General features: G+C 37.6%; 16 protein-coding genes. 5 read left to right on the top strand and 11 right to left on the bottom strand.

Going from position 1 to position 15,886, the window contains the following annotated elements:
• Nucleotides 1-46: 46 nt before the first annotated feature.
• Nucleotides 47-1,045: a VanW family protein gene (locus AC3A54_RS10040; protein WP_487654347.1), complete on the bottom strand. Its 999-nt coding sequence runs from the start codon at nt 1,043-1,045 to the stop codon at nt 47-49.
• A 284-nt stretch (nt 1,046-1,329) separates the two neighbouring features.
• On the opposite strand from AC3A54_RS10040, the gene AC3A54_RS10035 reads away from it, so the two are divergent.
• Nucleotides 1,330-1,746 carry a hypothetical protein gene (locus AC3A54_RS10035; protein WP_487654346.1) on the top strand — a complete coding sequence of 139 codons (417 nt, stop codon included), beginning with the start codon at nt 1,330-1,332 and terminating at the stop codon, nt 1,744-1,746.
• 118 nt (nt 1,747-1,864) lie between these two features.
• On the opposite strand, the gene AC3A54_RS10030 is transcribed toward AC3A54_RS10035, so the two are convergent.
• The 5 genes from AC3A54_RS10030 to AC3A54_RS10010 form a co-directional block, all read right to left on the bottom strand.
• Entirely contained in the window at nt 1,865-2,851 is a 987-nt protein-coding gene (locus AC3A54_RS10030; RefSeq protein ID WP_487654345.1) for a proline dehydrogenase family protein, read from the bottom strand.
• Between the two features lie 237 nt (nt 2,852-3,088).
• Nucleotides 3,089-4,285: a cell division protein FtsZ gene (gene ftsZ, locus AC3A54_RS10025; RefSeq protein WP_487654344.1), complete on the bottom strand. Its 1,197-nt coding sequence runs from the start codon at nt 4,283-4,285 to the stop codon at nt 3,089-3,091.
• 358 nt (nt 4,286-4,643) lie between these two features.
• Nucleotides 4,644-6,551 carry a TRAP transporter permease gene (locus AC3A54_RS10020; RefSeq protein ID WP_487654523.1) on the bottom strand — a complete coding sequence of 636 codons (1,908 nt, stop codon included), beginning with the start codon at nt 6,549-6,551 and terminating at the stop codon, nt 4,644-4,646.
• A gap of 34 nt (nt 6,552-6,585) precedes the next feature.
• Nucleotides 6,586-7,119 (bottom strand): DUF1850 domain-containing protein, encoded by a 534-nt coding sequence (locus AC3A54_RS10015; protein WP_487654343.1) that lies wholly within the window; start codon nt 7,117-7,119, stop codon nt 6,586-6,588.
• A gap of 84 nt (nt 7,120-7,203) precedes the next feature.
• The gene (locus AC3A54_RS10010; protein ID WP_487654342.1) at nt 7,204-8,187 is read right to left on the bottom strand and encodes a TAXI family TRAP transporter solute-binding subunit; all 984 of its coding nucleotides are present in this window, start codon (nt 8,185-8,187) and stop codon (nt 7,204-7,206) included.
• 228 nt (nt 8,188-8,415) lie between these two features.
• Here AC3A54_RS10010 and AC3A54_RS10005 point away from each other — a divergent pair, with 228 nt between their 5' ends.
• From AC3A54_RS10005 to AC3A54_RS09995, 3 genes are all read left to right on the top strand, one after another.
• The gene (locus AC3A54_RS10005) at nt 8,416-9,396 is read left to right on the top strand and encodes a 2-hydroxyacid dehydrogenase (protein WP_487654341.1); all 981 of its coding nucleotides are present in this window, start codon (nt 8,416-8,418) and stop codon (nt 9,394-9,396) included.
• 141 nt (nt 9,397-9,537) lie between these two features.
• Nucleotides 9,538-10,041, top strand: coding sequence for a DUF2243 domain-containing protein (locus AC3A54_RS10000; RefSeq protein ID WP_487654340.1), 504 nt, complete (start codon nt 9,538-9,540; stop codon nt 10,039-10,041).
• A 1-nt stretch (nt 10,042) separates the two neighbouring features.
• Nucleotides 10,043-10,858, top strand: a complete 816-nt coding sequence (locus AC3A54_RS09995; protein ID WP_487654339.1) for a cytochrome c oxidase assembly protein — start codon at nt 10,043-10,045, stop codon at nt 10,856-10,858.
• 35 nt (nt 10,859-10,893) lie between these two features.
• Here the strand turns inward: AC3A54_RS09995 and AC3A54_RS09990 are convergent, their stop codons facing one another.
• The 5 genes from AC3A54_RS09990 to AC3A54_RS09970 all read right to left on the bottom strand — a co-directional run bounded on the left by AC3A54_RS09990 (nt 10,894) and on the right by AC3A54_RS09970 (nt 15,296).
• Nucleotides 10,894-11,571, bottom strand: coding sequence for an NUDIX hydrolase (locus AC3A54_RS09990; protein ID WP_487654338.1), 678 nt, complete (start codon nt 11,569-11,571; stop codon nt 10,894-10,896).
• A gap of 258 nt (nt 11,572-11,829) precedes the next feature.
• Nucleotides 11,830-13,374, bottom strand: coding sequence for a class I adenylate-forming enzyme family protein (locus AC3A54_RS09985; protein ID WP_487654337.1), 1,545 nt, complete (start codon nt 13,372-13,374; stop codon nt 11,830-11,832).
• Between the two features lie 4 nt (nt 13,375-13,378).
• Nucleotides 13,379-14,149 (bottom strand): enoyl-CoA hydratase-related protein, encoded by a 771-nt coding sequence (locus AC3A54_RS09980; protein ID WP_487654336.1) that lies wholly within the window; start codon nt 14,147-14,149, stop codon nt 13,379-13,381.
• Complete coding sequence (locus AC3A54_RS09975) at nt 14,142-14,561, bottom strand: MerR family transcriptional regulator (protein ID WP_487654335.1); 420 nt, start codon at nt 14,559-14,561, stop codon at nt 14,142-14,144. The genes AC3A54_RS09980 and AC3A54_RS09975 overlap by 8 nt, the downstream gene beginning before the upstream one ends.
• A 135-nt stretch (nt 14,562-14,696) precedes the next feature.
• On the bottom strand, nt 14,697-15,296 hold the full coding sequence (locus AC3A54_RS09970; protein ID WP_487654334.1) for a kinase: 600 nt from the start codon (nt 15,294-15,296) through the stop codon (nt 14,697-14,699).
• Nucleotides 15,297-15,464: 168 nt separating this feature from the next.
• On the opposite strand from AC3A54_RS09970, the gene AC3A54_RS09965 reads away from it, so the two are divergent.
• Nucleotides 15,465-15,761 (top strand): hypothetical protein, encoded by a 297-nt coding sequence (locus AC3A54_RS09965; protein WP_487654333.1) that lies wholly within the window; start codon nt 15,465-15,467, stop codon nt 15,759-15,761.
• Nucleotides 15,762-15,886 lie beyond the last annotated feature (125 nt).

Here is a 15,886-nt window from a genome sequence, read left to right as displayed (position 1 = left end):
AAAGGTGACAAGCAAACGCTGTGCTTGTCACCTTTTGTGTTCTTTTTTATCTTTTTGCTATGAGGTTTTGATAAGCAGCTGATGTTCTTACTTCCACAGTTAAGGTTCCATTTCCATAAATTGCTTTTATTAAAAATGGATATCCCGTTGTATTCTTAAATTGAAAATCTGGGCCACCATATGACACTGTCGCATCACGACCGGCAGGAACATAACCAACTGATAATGAGTGGTGATGCTTTTCTACATAGGTTACTGCTAATAAATCCACCGCATTAAATAACGTGGAAGAAGTCTGGCAAATTCCTCCACCAATCCCATCTACCATTTTTTTATTTACAATTTCTTTTGCCTTTTGATACCCGTGTGCAGTGTCACTAGGTCCAACCGTAGTATTAAAGGAAAAAATATCATCGGATCCAACAATGATATTGTTGATAGCTTGTGCTGATAACTCGATATTCTTTGAACGCCCCACCACTCCGCTATTAAATCTTGTAGTAAATTTTCCTATTATTACTTCTCCTAAATGAGCGATTTCCTCAGGCTTATAGCCACTTTCAGTAACGTACAAGGGCAGTTCAATGTCTCCACCAATAAGAGATGCGGCCATAACCTTTTCTACTAATTCCGATTCCTCTAATATCACTTTCGGTTTTCCCTTAATGATTTGCCCATTTGCATCAATTTTATCGAGTACCATTCGCTGGTCATACCCCGTTGTTGTTTCAGTTCCTCTCGCCAAATCTTTTGCCCATTTTTCAATTTCCTTCTTGTAGGTCTCTTTGTTGGTTTCAAACCCCATATCTTTCGGTATAAAGCTCTTAATAATTGTTTTGGTATTCGGGTCAATGACATTAACAACAATTTGCTTAGGTTCCTCTACCTTCGGTGGTTCTTCTTTCGGCTGTTTTTCAGATTGCTTTTGAGGTTGTATTACCTTTTTCTCCCGTGAAATTTCTTTTGTTGTTCCCTCTGTACACCCCGTCAATCCTATTAGACTACTAATGACAAAAATTGAAATAGCCCAATTTCGTTTGCTCATTGCCCCAACTACTCCTCTTATTAGTTATTCAGTGGTGTTCTAATCCCAATTTATTGATCACTATGGAATTCAATCCCATTCACCCATTTTATTCGTCAAGGCATGTCATTATTACTGTGGCTATATCGACACAAACCGATTGCTTTTCCGTCACCCATGATAAAGTATGGTATAATAAGAATAGAAGGGATTAGAATGAGTGTTGTTATACAAGAAGGTTTATAACTCCACCACCATTCTTAATTCATTGAGATAGAAAAATAATTGGAAAAAAGGTGCTATACATGGACGGTTCGATTGAAACGGTTTATTTCTTAGAAAATCCTGAGAGGAATATGATTAAATTTGCAACTGGGAAACAGCTACGTTATGAGGATGTAATAAAAGAGGTTTTTGGGGTTGCGAGTATCAATGATTTACACATGATGATTCAGTTTAATAAAGGTTTTCAAACAAGTATTTGTAATTGTCATGGAATCAGTGAGAAAAGTATTACTTTAGATCGAATCATTCGGATTGCATCTAAAACAGATTTACTTCGTTTCAAGCAACTAATATTGGAGCAAATGACCACTGGAGAAGAAGAGTCAAACATAAACCCTTCTACGTGTCCCTTCGATCATAGAATAAAGCTTCAAGAAGGCATATTCCAATGGGATGATACTAATTTTTCTTATAATGCCGTAAAACCTGGTGCCTAACCTTTGTGATTGTAATAACCACAAAGGCTAGGTGCCTTTTTTGAATCCATAAGTGTGGAAAATTTTCCCTGTAATAAAAAAATCCTCGCATCAATTTGATGGAAGGATTTTGTCTGTATTATTTTCTTTTTTTCTTGGTTTGCTTGTTGGTCATTTTACCTAATAAGAATGCACCTGCTGCTACACCAATAATTGTATTTGTTTTTTTGTTAAACACTTGTTTAGCAACAAGATTTAAGTTTTGTGGCCGTTCAGCTAGGCGTCTCATGAAATATCCATACCAGTCATTACCAAAAGGAACATATGTGCAGAAATTGAATCCTTCACTTGCCAACTTTAATTGAAGCTCTTTTCTAAATCCATATAACATTTGGAACTCGTACTTGTCATTTGGGATATTGTTCTTTTTAACAAAATCCTTTAAGTAGTTTATTATTCTATGGTCATGAGTAGCAATTGATGTAAATTTACCATTTAATAAATGCCATTCAGATATTTTAATAAAATTAGCATCAATATCATTTTTATCTTGGTAAGCGATTTCTGGTGATTCTTTATACGCACCTTTTACAATTCGGATGCGATAATTTTTATATTTTTCAATATACTCTTGCGCCTGATGGAAATAGGACTGAATAACTGTTCCAACGTTCTCGTACTCTAAAGAAAGATCGTCAAGTAAATCAAATGTAGGACTTAAATGACTATAATCCTCCATATCTATATTTACAAAGATACCATAACGGTTTGCTAGATCAACAATTTCTCTTAAGTTATTTAAACAGAAAGAATATTCAATATCTAAGCCCAATTGAGTAGGTTTTAAAGAAATATGCGCATCTACTTTATGCTCATGAATCGCTTCAATTACATTAAGGATTTGTTCTTTTGCAGCATTGGCCTCTTCTTCTTTAAAAACGAACTCTCCTAAATTATCCACTGTACAAGAAATTCCGTGTGAATTCAGCTCTTTTATACTTTTAATAACTTCTTCAATATTCGTTCCTGCAACGACACTTTGTGCCCCCATTTTTAAACCATATTTTTTAGCAGCACTATTTAGAAATTGGTTTTGAGACAAACTCATAAAAATATCTTTCAACATAGCGATTACTCCTTGCAGTGATTTTTATATCATCATTATAGCATACGCTTTCAATAAAATTTATTTTGCGAATATTCCAACTTAATGTCGAAAAAATCGGTTGGGTTTTTGTTCAATTTTCATGCCCTATGACTAATTTATGATATCCGACAAGGAAAGCTCATCTCTATAAAAGAAATGAGCTCACTATTATTATTTTCAACTTCTATTACTCTTCTGTTTGTACCCAAAATAAAGCTATCTATTCCTTCTATTCCGATTTCGTAAAAATGTTGGAATATCGAGTGAATCGTCAGACTCATGAACTTGATGATGACTATAATCATTTTTCGATTCTTCCTGTTCCTTCAACTGTCGACTGTTATCAAGAATCGATTCCTCACGTACATATGGTTCCTGTTTAGGTTGAAGGGTTCCAAACTGTGGTCTAGACTTCTCTTCCCTTGAAGAAGCAGATGACACATTTTTGTGTAAAGGTTGTTCATTTGAAAAGCCTGTCGCTATCACCGTTATCATGATTTCATTTTTAAAATTTTCATTAATAATTGAACCAAAAATCATGTTTAATTCATGGTCTGCTGCAGAAGCAACAAGGTCTGCAGCCTCTTGAACTTCATACAAACTTAAATCGGTTCCTCCGGTAATATTCATTAATATCCCTTGAGCACCATTGATTGAAGTCTCGAGTAATGGGCTAGAAATTGCCTTTTTGGCCGCTTCCACCGCACGTCCATCGCCCTTTGCTACTCCAATCCCCATTAGAGCTGTACCTTGATTAGACATGATCGTTTTTACGTCAGCAAAATCAAGATTGATTAATCCAGGAACTGCAATCAAATCGGAAATCCCTTGTACACCTTGGCGTAGAACATTATCTGCTTCTCGGAAGGCTTGGATCATCGGTGTTTTTTTATCTACAATTTGTAATAGACGATCATTTGGAATAATGATAAGAGTGTCAACCGCTTTCCTCATTAAATCGATTCCACTTTGAGCGTTTGATGCACGTTTTTTTCCTTCAAATCCAAACGGACGTGTAACTACTCCAATAGTTAGTGCCCCAAGTTCACGGGAAATTTGGGCAATTGCAGGAGCCGCACCTGTTCCAGTTCCTCCGCCCATACCGGCTGTTACAAAGACCATATCTGCACCCTTTAACACCTCTTGCAGTTGACTCCTGCTTTCCTCCACTGCTTTCCTACCTACTTCTGGATTTGCACCTGCTCCTAATCCTCTTGTCAATGTAGCACCAATTTGCATCCTAATCTCTGCTTTTGATAGATTGAGAGCTTGTGCGTCAGTATTAACTGCTATAAATTCCACACCTTGAATTCCTGCCTCAATCATTCGATTAACGGCATTGTTTCCTCCTCCACCAACACCTATTACTTTAATTCTAGCTACCTGATCTATATCCATATTAAAATCCCACATTAATAATTCCTCCTACTCGGCTACTACATTGCCACATTATTCAAAAAATTCATCATAGACTTTGTTACTATGTATTTTGTAGAATTCTATTCTACTTATTGTTATTTTAGCAAACTATACTGGTATTTTATATAGTGAGAAAGTTGCCCTATCAGAAATAGTTTTACACTTTATCTTTCCTACTATTCTACTAAACTTTGGTAAAGGTTCCAACAGGAAATGTCGAAATTTGGACAATTAGTCATATTGAACGGTAAGTAATAAGAATTTTAAATATATTTAATAGCAAATAAGCCCTCAAATTAATTGAGGGCTTTACCTATTTTTATACCAATCTTAAAAGTATTAACATCCTTCTTTATTTTCCTGTTTGTCGCATTTTTTCGCTTTTTTGGAAGAATTGAAGACCCAACAATATTCCAAATGAAACTAGTCCAATGATGTCACTAATCTTTTCTGGATAAATAAGACACAATCCAGCAATTAAAGCTACTATCCTTTCAATCCAAAACATTTTTCTCATCCAGTACCCAATTACTCCAGCACTTATGGCAAACATCCCAATAAATGCTGTAAATACCACCCAAATAAGATACGTCCATGTTGTATCAATCATTAACAATTCCGGTGATAAAACAAACATATAAGGAATGATAAAAGCTGAAATAGCCAGTTTTGACGATTCAACACCAGTTTTAAACGGCTCACCTCCTGAAATGGCTGCTGCAGCAAATGCAGCTAAGGCAACAGGAGGGGTTATATCTGCCACGATACCAAAGTAAAACACAAATAAATGAGCAGATAAATCAGGTACTCCTAATAAGATAATAGCTGGTGCTGCAATCGTTGATGTAATCACATAATTTGCTGTCGTTGGAGATCCCATTCCCAAGATAAGCGCTGCAATCATTGTTAAAAATAATGTTGGCAATAATGCGCCTCCCGCTAAATCTAGCAAACCGTTTGCCATTTTTAAGCCTAACCCCGTTTTTGTCACCACTCCAACAATAATCCCTGCGGCGGCAGTGGCTGCAGCAACTCCCAGTGCGGACCGCGCTCCATCTACCAATGCATCAACTGTTCCTTTAAAACCAATCCTAGTATCTTTTCTGAACGCACTTACCAAAACAGTTATTACAATTGACCATAAGGCTGAGCGGATCACACTCATACCAGACATTAAGAGTATGATAATTGCGATAATTGGTAGCAGCAAATACAGCTTTTTAAGCACTTCTTTCCGATTTGGCATTTCTTCCTTTGTTAACCCTCTTAGCCCAATTCGCTTCGCTTCTAAATGTGTCATAATCCATATACCGGTAAAATATAGTATCGCTGGAATTGCTGCAGCCTTTGCAATATCCCAATAGCTTATTCCACCACCGATGAATTCAACCATTAGGAAGGCAGCAGCACCCATTACTGGTGGCATTAATTGGCCACCTGTTGAAGATGAGGCTTCCACTGCACCGGCAAATTCCTTCTTGTAGCCAAGATTTTTCATCATAGGTATAGTGAAGGCGCCTGAGGTAACCACATTTGCAACAGAACTTCCACTAATCGTCCCCTGTAAAGCGCTAGAGAAAACAGCTACTTTCGCTGGGCCACCAACGCTCCTGCCAGCAATCGCAATGGAAAGGTCATTAAAATATTCACCAACCCCTGTTTTTATTAAAAAAGAACCGAAAAGGAGGAAAAGAAAAATAAAAGTGGAAGAAACGGCAATTGGAGTGCCTAATATTCCTTCAGTGGTAAAAAACATTGTTTGGACTAATCGTTCGAGATCCAGGCCTCGGTGGGCAATGAATCCTGGCATGTAAGGGCCGAAAATAGCATACCCCATAAAAATTACAGCAATAATTGTAATTGGCAAGCCAACCGCACGACGCGTTGCTTCTAATACTAATAAAATTGCAACAAGTCCAACATAAAAATCAAGATTGGTTACATTTCCTGCGCGTAGAACCAAATCATCCATCATCAATGGCCAATAAATACCGACGATAACAGAAAATATGGCCAATATTAAATCATACCAAACTACACGGTGTTCCTTGCCTCTATTTTTTCTACGAGCTGGAAAAAGTAAAAAAATAAGTGCAAGGGCGAATCCTAAATGGATAGATCGTTGAAGTTGAGCGGTTAACACTCCGAATATGCCAGTATAGAGATGAAATAGGGAAAATGCTAATAAACCCAAAAAGGCAATCCAGCCAAATACACCCGTCAACTTCCTAGTTCCAGCTTCTGGATCATACTTCTCCATCAATTCCTGCTGTTTTTCTTCAGAAAGTGCTTCTTCAAAGTGACTCAAGGATATTCACTCCTTTCCATTGCTGAAAAAAGGTTATCTTTCGTACCTCTACTTTGACAGAAGTACCAGGTTTTATGGTTCGGGATAGAGGATATTCGTTGCTTTGAAAAATCACCCGATGATTAGCCCGAACCTGGCCAATTCGTAAATAAAAATAAGGAAAGACTCGTTTCATATTTTTGATGTAATATTTTCCATTTTGTTGTTCAAATGTTTCACCTACCTCCGCATTAGAGGGCATACCAATCGAAAAATCCTCATACATCAGCTCATACTGTTGTATTTGCTGACTTGTTGTAATTTTGTAGCTTTCGACTACATCTGTTAAATGGATCGAGTGTGTGTATTTGATTTGGAACTCAGATTCACCTTTTAATGGAATATAAGCTAGCTTGGCATAGGAATGAAATGGTTGAAAAACAATCGCTAGCTTTAGTGGTATAAACACTAGGAGAGTAATAGCAATAAAAAAGCAGAATGCTAGCAAGATGATACTTAGTAATAACTTTTTCCGTCTCATATACACTCCTTTTTTTAAATTATGGAGAAAGTGAGACCGGCAAGCTACACTGCTGCCGGTCACACGCCAATACGAACAATATTATTAAGGTGCCTTAACACCCTTTTCATCAAAATATTTTTGTGCACCCGGATGAACGTCAATTCCTACGCCGTTTAGCGCATTTTCAACTTTTATTAACTTTCCTTTTGCATGTGTTACTTGGTCTAGATTTTCAAAGATGGCCTTCGTAATATCGTAGACTACTTTTTCAGAAAGATCACTTCTTACCACTAACATTGCTTGAACAGCGACAGTGGTTACCTTATCCTTTAAGCCATACGTACCCGCAGGCACTTCATCCTTTACATAATAAGGATACTTTTTGATAAGGGCATCAATTTTGTCTTGTTCAATCGGGATAATGACTACATCCTCAGTTGCCGAAAGTCCTTCAACAGCACCTGTTGGTATACCTGCTGTAACAAATGCTGCATCAATGGTACCATCTTGAATTCCTTGTGTGGATTCATCAAAGGATAGGTCTTGTTTCTTTACATCATTTAAGGTCATCCCGTGCACTTCAAGAATTTGTTCAGCATTCGCAGCAGTTCCAGATCCAGGAGCACCAATGGATACCTTTTTCCCTTTTAAATCTTCGACGGATTTAATCCCGGATTTCTTCGTTGTTACTAGTTGTATCGTTTCAGGGTATAGAGTAGCAATTGCTTTGACATTGTCTACCTTATTATCTTTAAACATCAACTTCCCTTGATTTGCATATGAAGCAATATCTGTTTGGGTAAATGCAATTTCGCCATCGCCCTTTTTAAGAGTTGTCATATTTTCCGCAGATGCTCCAGAGGTTTCCGCATTTGCTTCAATTCCTGTTGCATCCTTAATAATTTTTGCAAACGATCCACCTAGCGGATAATACGTACCCCCTGTACCGCCTGTAAGAATACTAATAAATTTTGGCTTTTCCTCTGTCTTTTTTCCTTTCCCCTCATCCTTATTGCCGCAAGCTGCAAGAATCAAAGACATGGTTAAAAGAAAGACCATCGTAAGAATAAACCTATTCTTTTTCAACTAAAAGTTCCCCCTTTATTAAATTACTTTCCCGTATCTATACTTATTAAAAAAAATGTACAAACTTGCCATTTATCACAAAGTTGGTACTTTAGCCCTATCAAAAAAATACTACCTTCTTTTTTTCAGAATATTCATATCCCTTTCTATGAGACCGGTTGACTCATACCACTTTCTATGTCAAGTTATAAATATAAAATATGTCTAAGAACAGGGGATCTCTTTCTGATGAAAAGAAAAATAATTGCCTATAACTTTGTATTAACAGAAGCTCTTGAACAACTTGATGATCGTTTCGAAGTGGAATGTTTTGACGGAATTAACCCCAAAACAGACTCTGCCTTTTTAGATGCACTAAAGCAGGCTGAAGGTATTGTTGGTCTAGCCCTTCCTGTTGACAAGGAACTACTTGAACATGCCCCGCTGTTAAAAATTGTTTCAAATAACTCTACTGGTTTTAATAATCTTTCTCTCGATGAGATGACAAAGCGTGGCGTAATGGGAACAAATACACCTGGTGTATTAGAAGATACAACAGCTGATGCAATATTCGGAATTCTCCTAGCAGCTGCTAGACGAATTGCTGAATTAGATTACTTCGTAAAAGCAGGGCATTGGACGGGGCATTTAACAACTGAACAATATGCCATTGATGTCCACCATAAAACATTGGGGATTATTGGAATGGGGAGAATCGGCTCAACAATAGCTAAACGAGGACATTTGGGATTTGATATGAAAATTTTGTATCATAATCGTAGCCGCAATATTGAAGCTGAGGAAAAATATGATGCTACATACTGTGACCTTGATACACTATTAAAGAAGTCAGATTTTGTTTGTTTGATGACCCCACTTACACCTGAGACTGAGAATTTAATAGGTGAACGTGAATTTAAGTTAATGAAGAATTCTTGTGTTTTTGTAAATGGTTCCCGTGGGAAAACTGTCGATGAATCTGCTCTTATTGAGGCACTGAGAAATAAAGAGATTTATGGTGCAGCATTGGATGTTTACCGAATAGAACCCATAAATGAAAACCATCCACTTCTTCAATTCCCTAATGTTGTCACAACTCCGCATATCGGATCATCTACCCTTGAAACCGAATTGAAAATGGCTAATTTAGCTGTAGAAAATTTACTAGCTGGCCTAACAGGAAAACGACCTAAAAATTTAGTAAATCCTGAAGCATTTAAAGGAGAATAATAAGTCAATATAATGCCGTCGCATACTAATTTTCATTTTTAGTATTCGATGGCTTTTTATGATTGGAAATTCCCCCAATAGTGATTACTTCATTATCTTTAGGAGAAAATAATAGTAATTTAGTAAATAATGGAGGTTCTTATGGAGGAAAATGTATATCCAAAAGACATTTCAAACGGGCCCCCCCGTTCTATATACATAAATCGTAATCTATGGTCTGGCATTCTATTTGGAATTGGAATAGTTGCTTTTATTGATGAAACGGTATTTCATCAATTGCTGCATTGGCACCATTTTTACGATAAATCAACAAAAGCAATCGGTCTAGTTTCAGATGGTTTTTTCCACGCGTTAAGTTGGTTTGCCACAGTGGGTGGATTGTTTATGTTGGCTGACTTTCGGCGAAGAAATGCATGGTTACCAATGAGGTGGTTGGGAGGAGTACTGCTCGGTGCTGGAGGGTTTCAATTTTATGATGGTACGATTCAGCATAAACTGATGCGACTTCACCAAATTCGTTATAATGTACAGATTTTGCCCTACGACATGGTTTGGCATATTACTTCTATCATTATGATTATTATAGGAATCGTTCTAGTCATCCGCAGCGCCAAAAGAATCCGACAAATGGAGGCTGCTAATTAATATGCATACCTATCATCACAATGACGAGCTTTTGGGGAACTTAACTCCCCAATTGTTATTAGTCATGCCGTTTGTTCTGTTATTAGTTTTCTACCTTGTATTAGTGGTCATAACCATTCACCTGCAAAAGCCATGGCCATTTTACCGTGTTTTTTTTTGGTTTGTAGGTGTTTCCTGCGCAATGGGGGCAGTTGCCGGACAAATCGCTGTTTATGGTCATATGTATTTCAAGGTACACATGATTGGTCATCTCCTTCTTGGGATGCTGGCTCCACTTCTAATGGTTCTAGCTGCCCCATTGACACTTATTTTCCGAACGCTAAATGTAAGAACAGCTCGCACCCTTTCTAAGATTTTAAGAACTACACCGATTCGATTTATTACTAACCCAATTGTTGCTTCCCTTCTCAATGTGGGAGGACTTTGGGTATTGTACACAAGCAGTCTATACAATACCACGCAACAAAGTATTTTGCTCCACGTGGTAGTACATTTTCATGTATTTCTCACTGGTTTTGCCTTTACCTCGGCATTTATCAATATAGATCCAACACCACACCGGACAAGCTTTGCCTATCGAGCCATGGTACTGGTATTGGCCTTAACCGGTCACAATGTCCTTTCTAAGTACATTTATGCTTATCCCCCGCAAGGGATTTCCGTGAATCAGGCAGAATCCGGTGCAATACTTATGTACTATGGGGGAGATGCAATTGACCTAATTCTTATCATCATACTTTGCTTCCAATGGTACAAAGCTACTCGGCCACAAAGAATGGTTAGCAACCAAAATAACCACTCATTTGAGACAAAGTAATTATAAACACATACGAACAACCGTTCAATTTAGTTTTATTTTCTATCAAACCATTTTTTTGCAGTTTCTAGATCTGGCATCATTAAGGGGCCGCCTTTATTGAAGTTCATAATGGTTTTAAGTGCTAAAATGGTTGGTGGAGCTAACGAAATGTCTCCATATTGATGCGCGATTAATGCCTCCTTTGGAGAAAACCAAAAGGCGTCATCTATCTCATTACTATCAGGATTGGGAAATTGTCCATTTGGCAATTGAGCGAGAAAAAATCTTGTATCAAATCGAATCGGGTTAACCTCTGGTGTAATGAGATGCCCAAAGTATGTTAAATTTTCAAGTTGTAGCTGAAATCCTTCCTGTTCCAACATATTTAAGAATGACATTTCTCGATTCAGAAGAAGACTACGGTATTTATTTACCTTATTTGATTCTATATTAGTAAGAGCTCCGTCTCCAGTACTTACAAGTAGTATCCCTACTTCTTCAAACAATTCTCTTGCTGCAGCTACATAATAAGCAAGATGAAAGGTCTCATCATGGTTTCCATACTTAATGTAATGACTATCAATTTTATAGTCATTCTTATCTACCGCACCCCCAGGAAAAACACAATAACCACCAAAAAATTTCATGGTTGTTGGTCTTTTGGTCAAGTAGACCTGAGACAAATCGTTCATTAATACAACAGTTGATGCAGGTCTAGGAATAACAGCCATCAAAGGTCCCTCCCATTTCTATAGTACAATTATCAATATAAGTTGAATTTAGTAAAATGAGTGTTGATTCATTATATATTCCATTTATTATTGATATTCCCTTTCCTAGGATTCTAGGTTACTGCATAAAAATATAAACGGAAGAAGGCAGGATTTTGGTCAACAAATCCTTAATTAATGATGAAGTATAAAAAAGCAATACCCGTAACCAATTCAGTCGAATATTGCTTTTTTATACGAATCTAAGGCAAGCTGCATTTACTTCCTCAAATCTTCTTTCCTGAGCATTCTTCTAACTACTTTCCCTACTGCACTTTTAGGCAAACTATCTATAAACTCGACATGTTTAGGTTTTTTATAAGAGGCGAGATGTGCCTTGCAATAATCAATCAGCTCATTTTCTGAAACCTGTTGTCCCTCTTTTAACACAACGAAGGCCTTTACACTTTCCACCCATGTTTTATCAGGCACTCCGACAATTGCCGCTTCCATTACTGCTGGGTGTTGATATAAGACTTCCTCCACTTCTCTTGGATAAATATTAAACCCACCGCTAATAATCATATCAGACTTACGGTCTACTAAATATAGATAGCCTTCTTGGTCTATGTAGCCCATATCACGGGTATAGATCCACTTTCCTTTTATTGTTTCTGCGGTCAATTCATCTTCCTTCCAATAACCAGTCATAGCTTGACTCGAGGACACAATAATCTCACCGATTTCCCCTTCAGCTACTTGTTTCCCATTCTCATCGACAATTTTCACTTCGGTTGTAGCTGTCGGTCTTCCACATGATAATAGCCTTTCGTAATACTTGGGATTTTTAAGCGCTAAAACATGGTCTTCTACCGGTAAGATAGATAGAATGAGAGGCGCTTCCGTTTGACCGAAATATTGAATAAATTTTGGCCCCCATAATTCAAGCCCTCTTTTCAACGCTTCCCGAGGCATTGGGGATGCACCATAAATTAAACTTCGAACAGAATTAAATGAATATTTTTCTACTTCCGGATGTGACAACAACATAACTATCATGGTTGGAACTAAGTTGAGAGTTGTTGGTTTAATCGTTTCAACTGCTTGAAGATATTCTAGAGGATGAAAAGTTGGAAGAATGGCATTTGCTGCGCCTCGAATCCAATGTGGTAGGACAAGTGTTCCTGACGCATGTGTAAGTGGTGCAGCATGCATCATAATGTCCCCTTTTTCAATGGTGAGTGTTGACAGGACATTAGTTGCAATAGCTGCCCAGGATCCTTGTGTATGAATAGCTGCCTTTAGCTTACCGGTGGTACCTGATGTATATTGGAGGGTTGCAAAATCTTCTTCTGATAACGGAACAATTGGATCTTCATCTGTAACCGTTTTCATTTCTAAGTATATAGGTATGATCCATTCATACTTTGGGATACCGTCCACTTGGCAAAATAATGATACATTTGAAAGTCTTTCTCTTAAGCTCCTCACACGGTCGGCAAATTCTTCTGTAAAAAGAATTGCCTTTGAATCTGTTTCCATAATCATATGAAATTGTTCTTCTTCGGAAAGCCTTGTATTTAGAGGAACTCGTACCAACCCAGACTTTAACATAGCAAAGTCAATTTCCACACTATGAATAGAATTAGCCAGCAAAAATGAAATACGATTGCCTTTTTCTAAACCTAATTTAAAAAGAGCATTAGCCAAGCGGTTTGAATTTTTATGGACCTCTTCAAACGTTAGTTTCTGGTCCCTGTATATAACTGCTGTTTCTTTTGCATAGTATTTAGCCCCTCTTTTAATCAGCTCAGCAGCAATCATCCTTTTACCCCTTTCGATTGATAAAATTAGTTAATCCTTGCCTCGTTTCCTCACTTCTAGTATGTGGCATTCCTAACTGACATTCTATTCGTAGCGCTTCTTCAAGAGGAAGTCCCCAACCTCTTACAGCTGCTTGCTTATCGGACCTTAGTGATCCTTGTGGATAAGAGGCCATTTTATGTGCTAGTTCTAAAGCACGATTTAATAGATTAATAGGCTCCACAACTTCTGTCACCAATCCCCAATCCAATGCAGTAACTGCATCGATTTTTCTTCCTGTTAATATTAAGTCCATCCCTCTTCCCCAACCAACAATCCTTGGGATTCGCTGTGTGCCTCCGTCTACTAATGGAACATTCCATCGTCTCTCTAGACAACCAAACTCTGCATTCGTTGCTGCAATTCGAATATCACACCACGCTGCCATTTCCAGACCACCAGCAAAACAGTAGCCATTTACAGCAGCAATTGTTGGTTTAAATAAATCTGTCATTCTTGTAAAACCTAAATACCCTTTCCCAGCATAAACAAAATCCGCATCATATTGATTTTGGGGACCTAAGGTGTCAATTGCTTTTAAATCAGCACCTGAGCTAAACGATGAACCACTGCCTGTTAAAATAGCTACCTTAGCCTTGTCATCGTCTCGGAAATTTACCCAAGCCTCATAAAGCAATTGTGCTGTTTCTCCATCAATACAGTTATGTTTTTCTGGTCGATTAACGGTTATTACAGCTACTCCGTCTTGGTGTTCCACTACAACCTTTTTAGACATCATTTCCCTCCTTTTGTTTTAAAGATTGATAGAACCCTTTAGCTTCAGCAATGGCATCATATAAATCCTTCTCCAGCAGATCCAACTCTTTCTTTCGTTCCTGCACCTCCTTTAAATGTAGATACGCTAAATTAATCCCCTCGCTATACTGTTTAATTTGAGTAGGGTCTATGTCATATAAATTAATAAGAGTTGCTGCGTCCTGTAAGGAGAAACCTAAATTCTTTCCCCTCAAGATCATCTTAATACGGGCCTTATCCCTTTTCGTGTAAACGCGGTGATTCCCAGCAGTCCTCCTTGGATGAATTAACCCTAATTCTTCATAATAACGGATTGTACGTTGACTAATGCCAAACTCTTCTACAAGGTCGGATATTAAATATTCTATATTTTCAGATTTTTTAACAGGCACTTTTAATTAAACCCTCCTTTTATTAAAAGTATAATTTATACCTACCACTAACGTCAACTAACTTACATTAATGGTAGATATAAAAAACATGCATTTCTCAACCTCCAAACCTCAAATCCATGGAACAAGAATCAATTAACCATGTAGAACCATATGAGCTCCATCTATAGGTCGTTCTGATTCTAGATAAAAATTTTCAGCTAACCAGTACCTATTTTCAAACTTTAATAATTTCTTTTGGGTCTCCTGACTTTCCCTAAGAAATCTTTTTTCTCTAGGGCAATCTAGATAGAGAAGAAAATCATAATAATTACTCCATTCTTTCCGCTGTAGAAAAACGCCCTCAATAATGACGACACACGGATCGGGAAGGGTAATCTGTTTGGTCATTTGTGTATCTGATTCATCTTGGTAGAATGAAAGTTCAAATGAATGAGAACCTTTTATTTTTTCAAAAAGTTGATCCCTCAACCCCTGAATATCCCATTGTAATTGATAATATTCGAACCACTCTTCATGACCTGTATTGTATCTCCTGTCCCTTTCGACAATGTGATCATCTATATGAAACACATAAAAAGGTAGCTTTTCTTCTGTTAACATTTGGCTTAGATGTTTTACCAATGTTGTCTTTCCAGAGCGACTTAATCCATCTATTCCTATAATAAACCGCTTCCCTTCCTCAAGTTTGGGAATCTTACTAACTATCTTTTTGATTTGCTCATTCATGCTCATACATCCTTTTAAAAAAATGGCTCTGTTAAACTTGCCTGTTGATTTCCGCTCCAATCAACAGGGTGTAAAAATCATCACTGTTTTTAACACAGGCAAAAAAATAAAACCTTTTTATACATTCACCCATATGATATTCCATCAACAAATTTGAATAAAAAGGTGGTAAATATGAATACTAATATGAATTTGATTAATGATTATAGACCCGTTCATGGCGGTCACGGCCATGGACATGGTGGTTGGGGACACGATCATGGACATTATCATGGACATGGTGGTTGGGGCTATGGACATGGTGGTTGGGGCTATGGTGGCGGTGGATTCTATCCAGGATTTGCAACAGGTGCTCTTACAGGCTTAGCTCTTGGTGCCGCAGCCGGCACACCTGTTGGATACCCAGTACCAGCATATCCAGCGTATCCTACCTACCCTGCATATCCTTACCCATATCCGTACCCATACTAATTTCCAACACCTAGAATAGGATCAATCCTATTTATAAAGCACCCAATTTGATCTGCCCCGTAAATGTTAGACACCAAACTAACATTTACGGGGTGTTTTTATGACCAAATTTACATTCGAAAAGA

Source organism: Neobacillus sp. Soil_C_43 (genome assembly GCF_057656715.1).
Note: the sequence above shows the minus strand (reverse complement) of the source record. Positions and strands in the feature narration are given on the sequence as shown.

What these genes read in the sequence shown, in the direction of transcription:
- AC3A54_RS09990 (WP_487654338.1), bottom strand. Translation starts at nt 11,571, where the DNA reads ATGGCTGTTATTCCTAGACCTGCATCAACTGTTGTATTAATGAACGAT.
- AC3A54_RS10030 (WP_487654345.1), bottom strand. Translation starts at nt 2,851, where the DNA reads ATGTTGAAAGATATTTTTATGAGTTTGTCTCAAAACCAATTTCTAAAT.
- AC3A54_RS10000 (WP_487654340.1), top strand. Translation starts at nt 9,538, where the DNA reads ATGGAGGAAAATGTATATCCAAAAGACATTTCAAACGGGCCCCCCCGT.
- AC3A54_RS10020 (WP_487654523.1), bottom strand. Translation starts at nt 6,551, where the DNA reads ATGGAGAAGTATGATCCAGAAGCTGGAACTAGGAAGTTGACGGGTGTA.
- AC3A54_RS10005 (WP_487654341.1), top strand. Translation starts at nt 8,416, where the DNA reads ATGAAAAGAAAAATAATTGCCTATAACTTTGTATTAACAGAAGCTCTT.
- AC3A54_RS09970 (WP_487654334.1), bottom strand. Translation starts at nt 15,296, where the DNA reads ATGAGCATGAATGAGCAAATCAAAAAGATAGTTAGTAAGATTCCCAAA.
- ftsZ (WP_487654344.1), bottom strand. Translation starts at nt 4,285, where the DNA reads ATGTGGGATTTTAATATGGATATAGATCAGGTAGCTAGAATTAAAGTA.
- AC3A54_RS10040 (WP_487654347.1), bottom strand. Translation starts at nt 1,045, where the DNA reads ATGAGCAAACGAAATTGGGCTATTTCAATTTTTGTCATTAGTAGTCTA.
- AC3A54_RS09980 (WP_487654336.1), bottom strand. Translation starts at nt 14,149, where the DNA reads ATGTCTAAAAAGGTTGTAGTGGAACACCAAGACGGAGTAGCTGTAATA.
- AC3A54_RS10015 (WP_487654343.1), bottom strand. Translation starts at nt 7,119, where the DNA reads ATGAGACGGAAAAAGTTATTACTAAGTATCATCTTGCTAGCATTCTGC.
- AC3A54_RS10035 (WP_487654346.1), top strand. Translation starts at nt 1,330, where the DNA reads ATGGACGGTTCGATTGAAACGGTTTATTTCTTAGAAAATCCTGAGAGG.
- AC3A54_RS09995 (WP_487654339.1), top strand. Translation starts at nt 10,043, where the DNA reads ATGCATACCTATCATCACAATGACGAGCTTTTGGGGAACTTAACTCCC.
- AC3A54_RS09985 (WP_487654337.1), bottom strand. Translation starts at nt 13,374, where the DNA reads ATGATTGCTGCTGAGCTGATTAAAAGAGGGGCTAAATACTATGCAAAA.
- AC3A54_RS09965 (WP_487654333.1), top strand. Translation starts at nt 15,465, where the DNA reads ATGAATACTAATATGAATTTGATTAATGATTATAGACCCGTTCATGGC.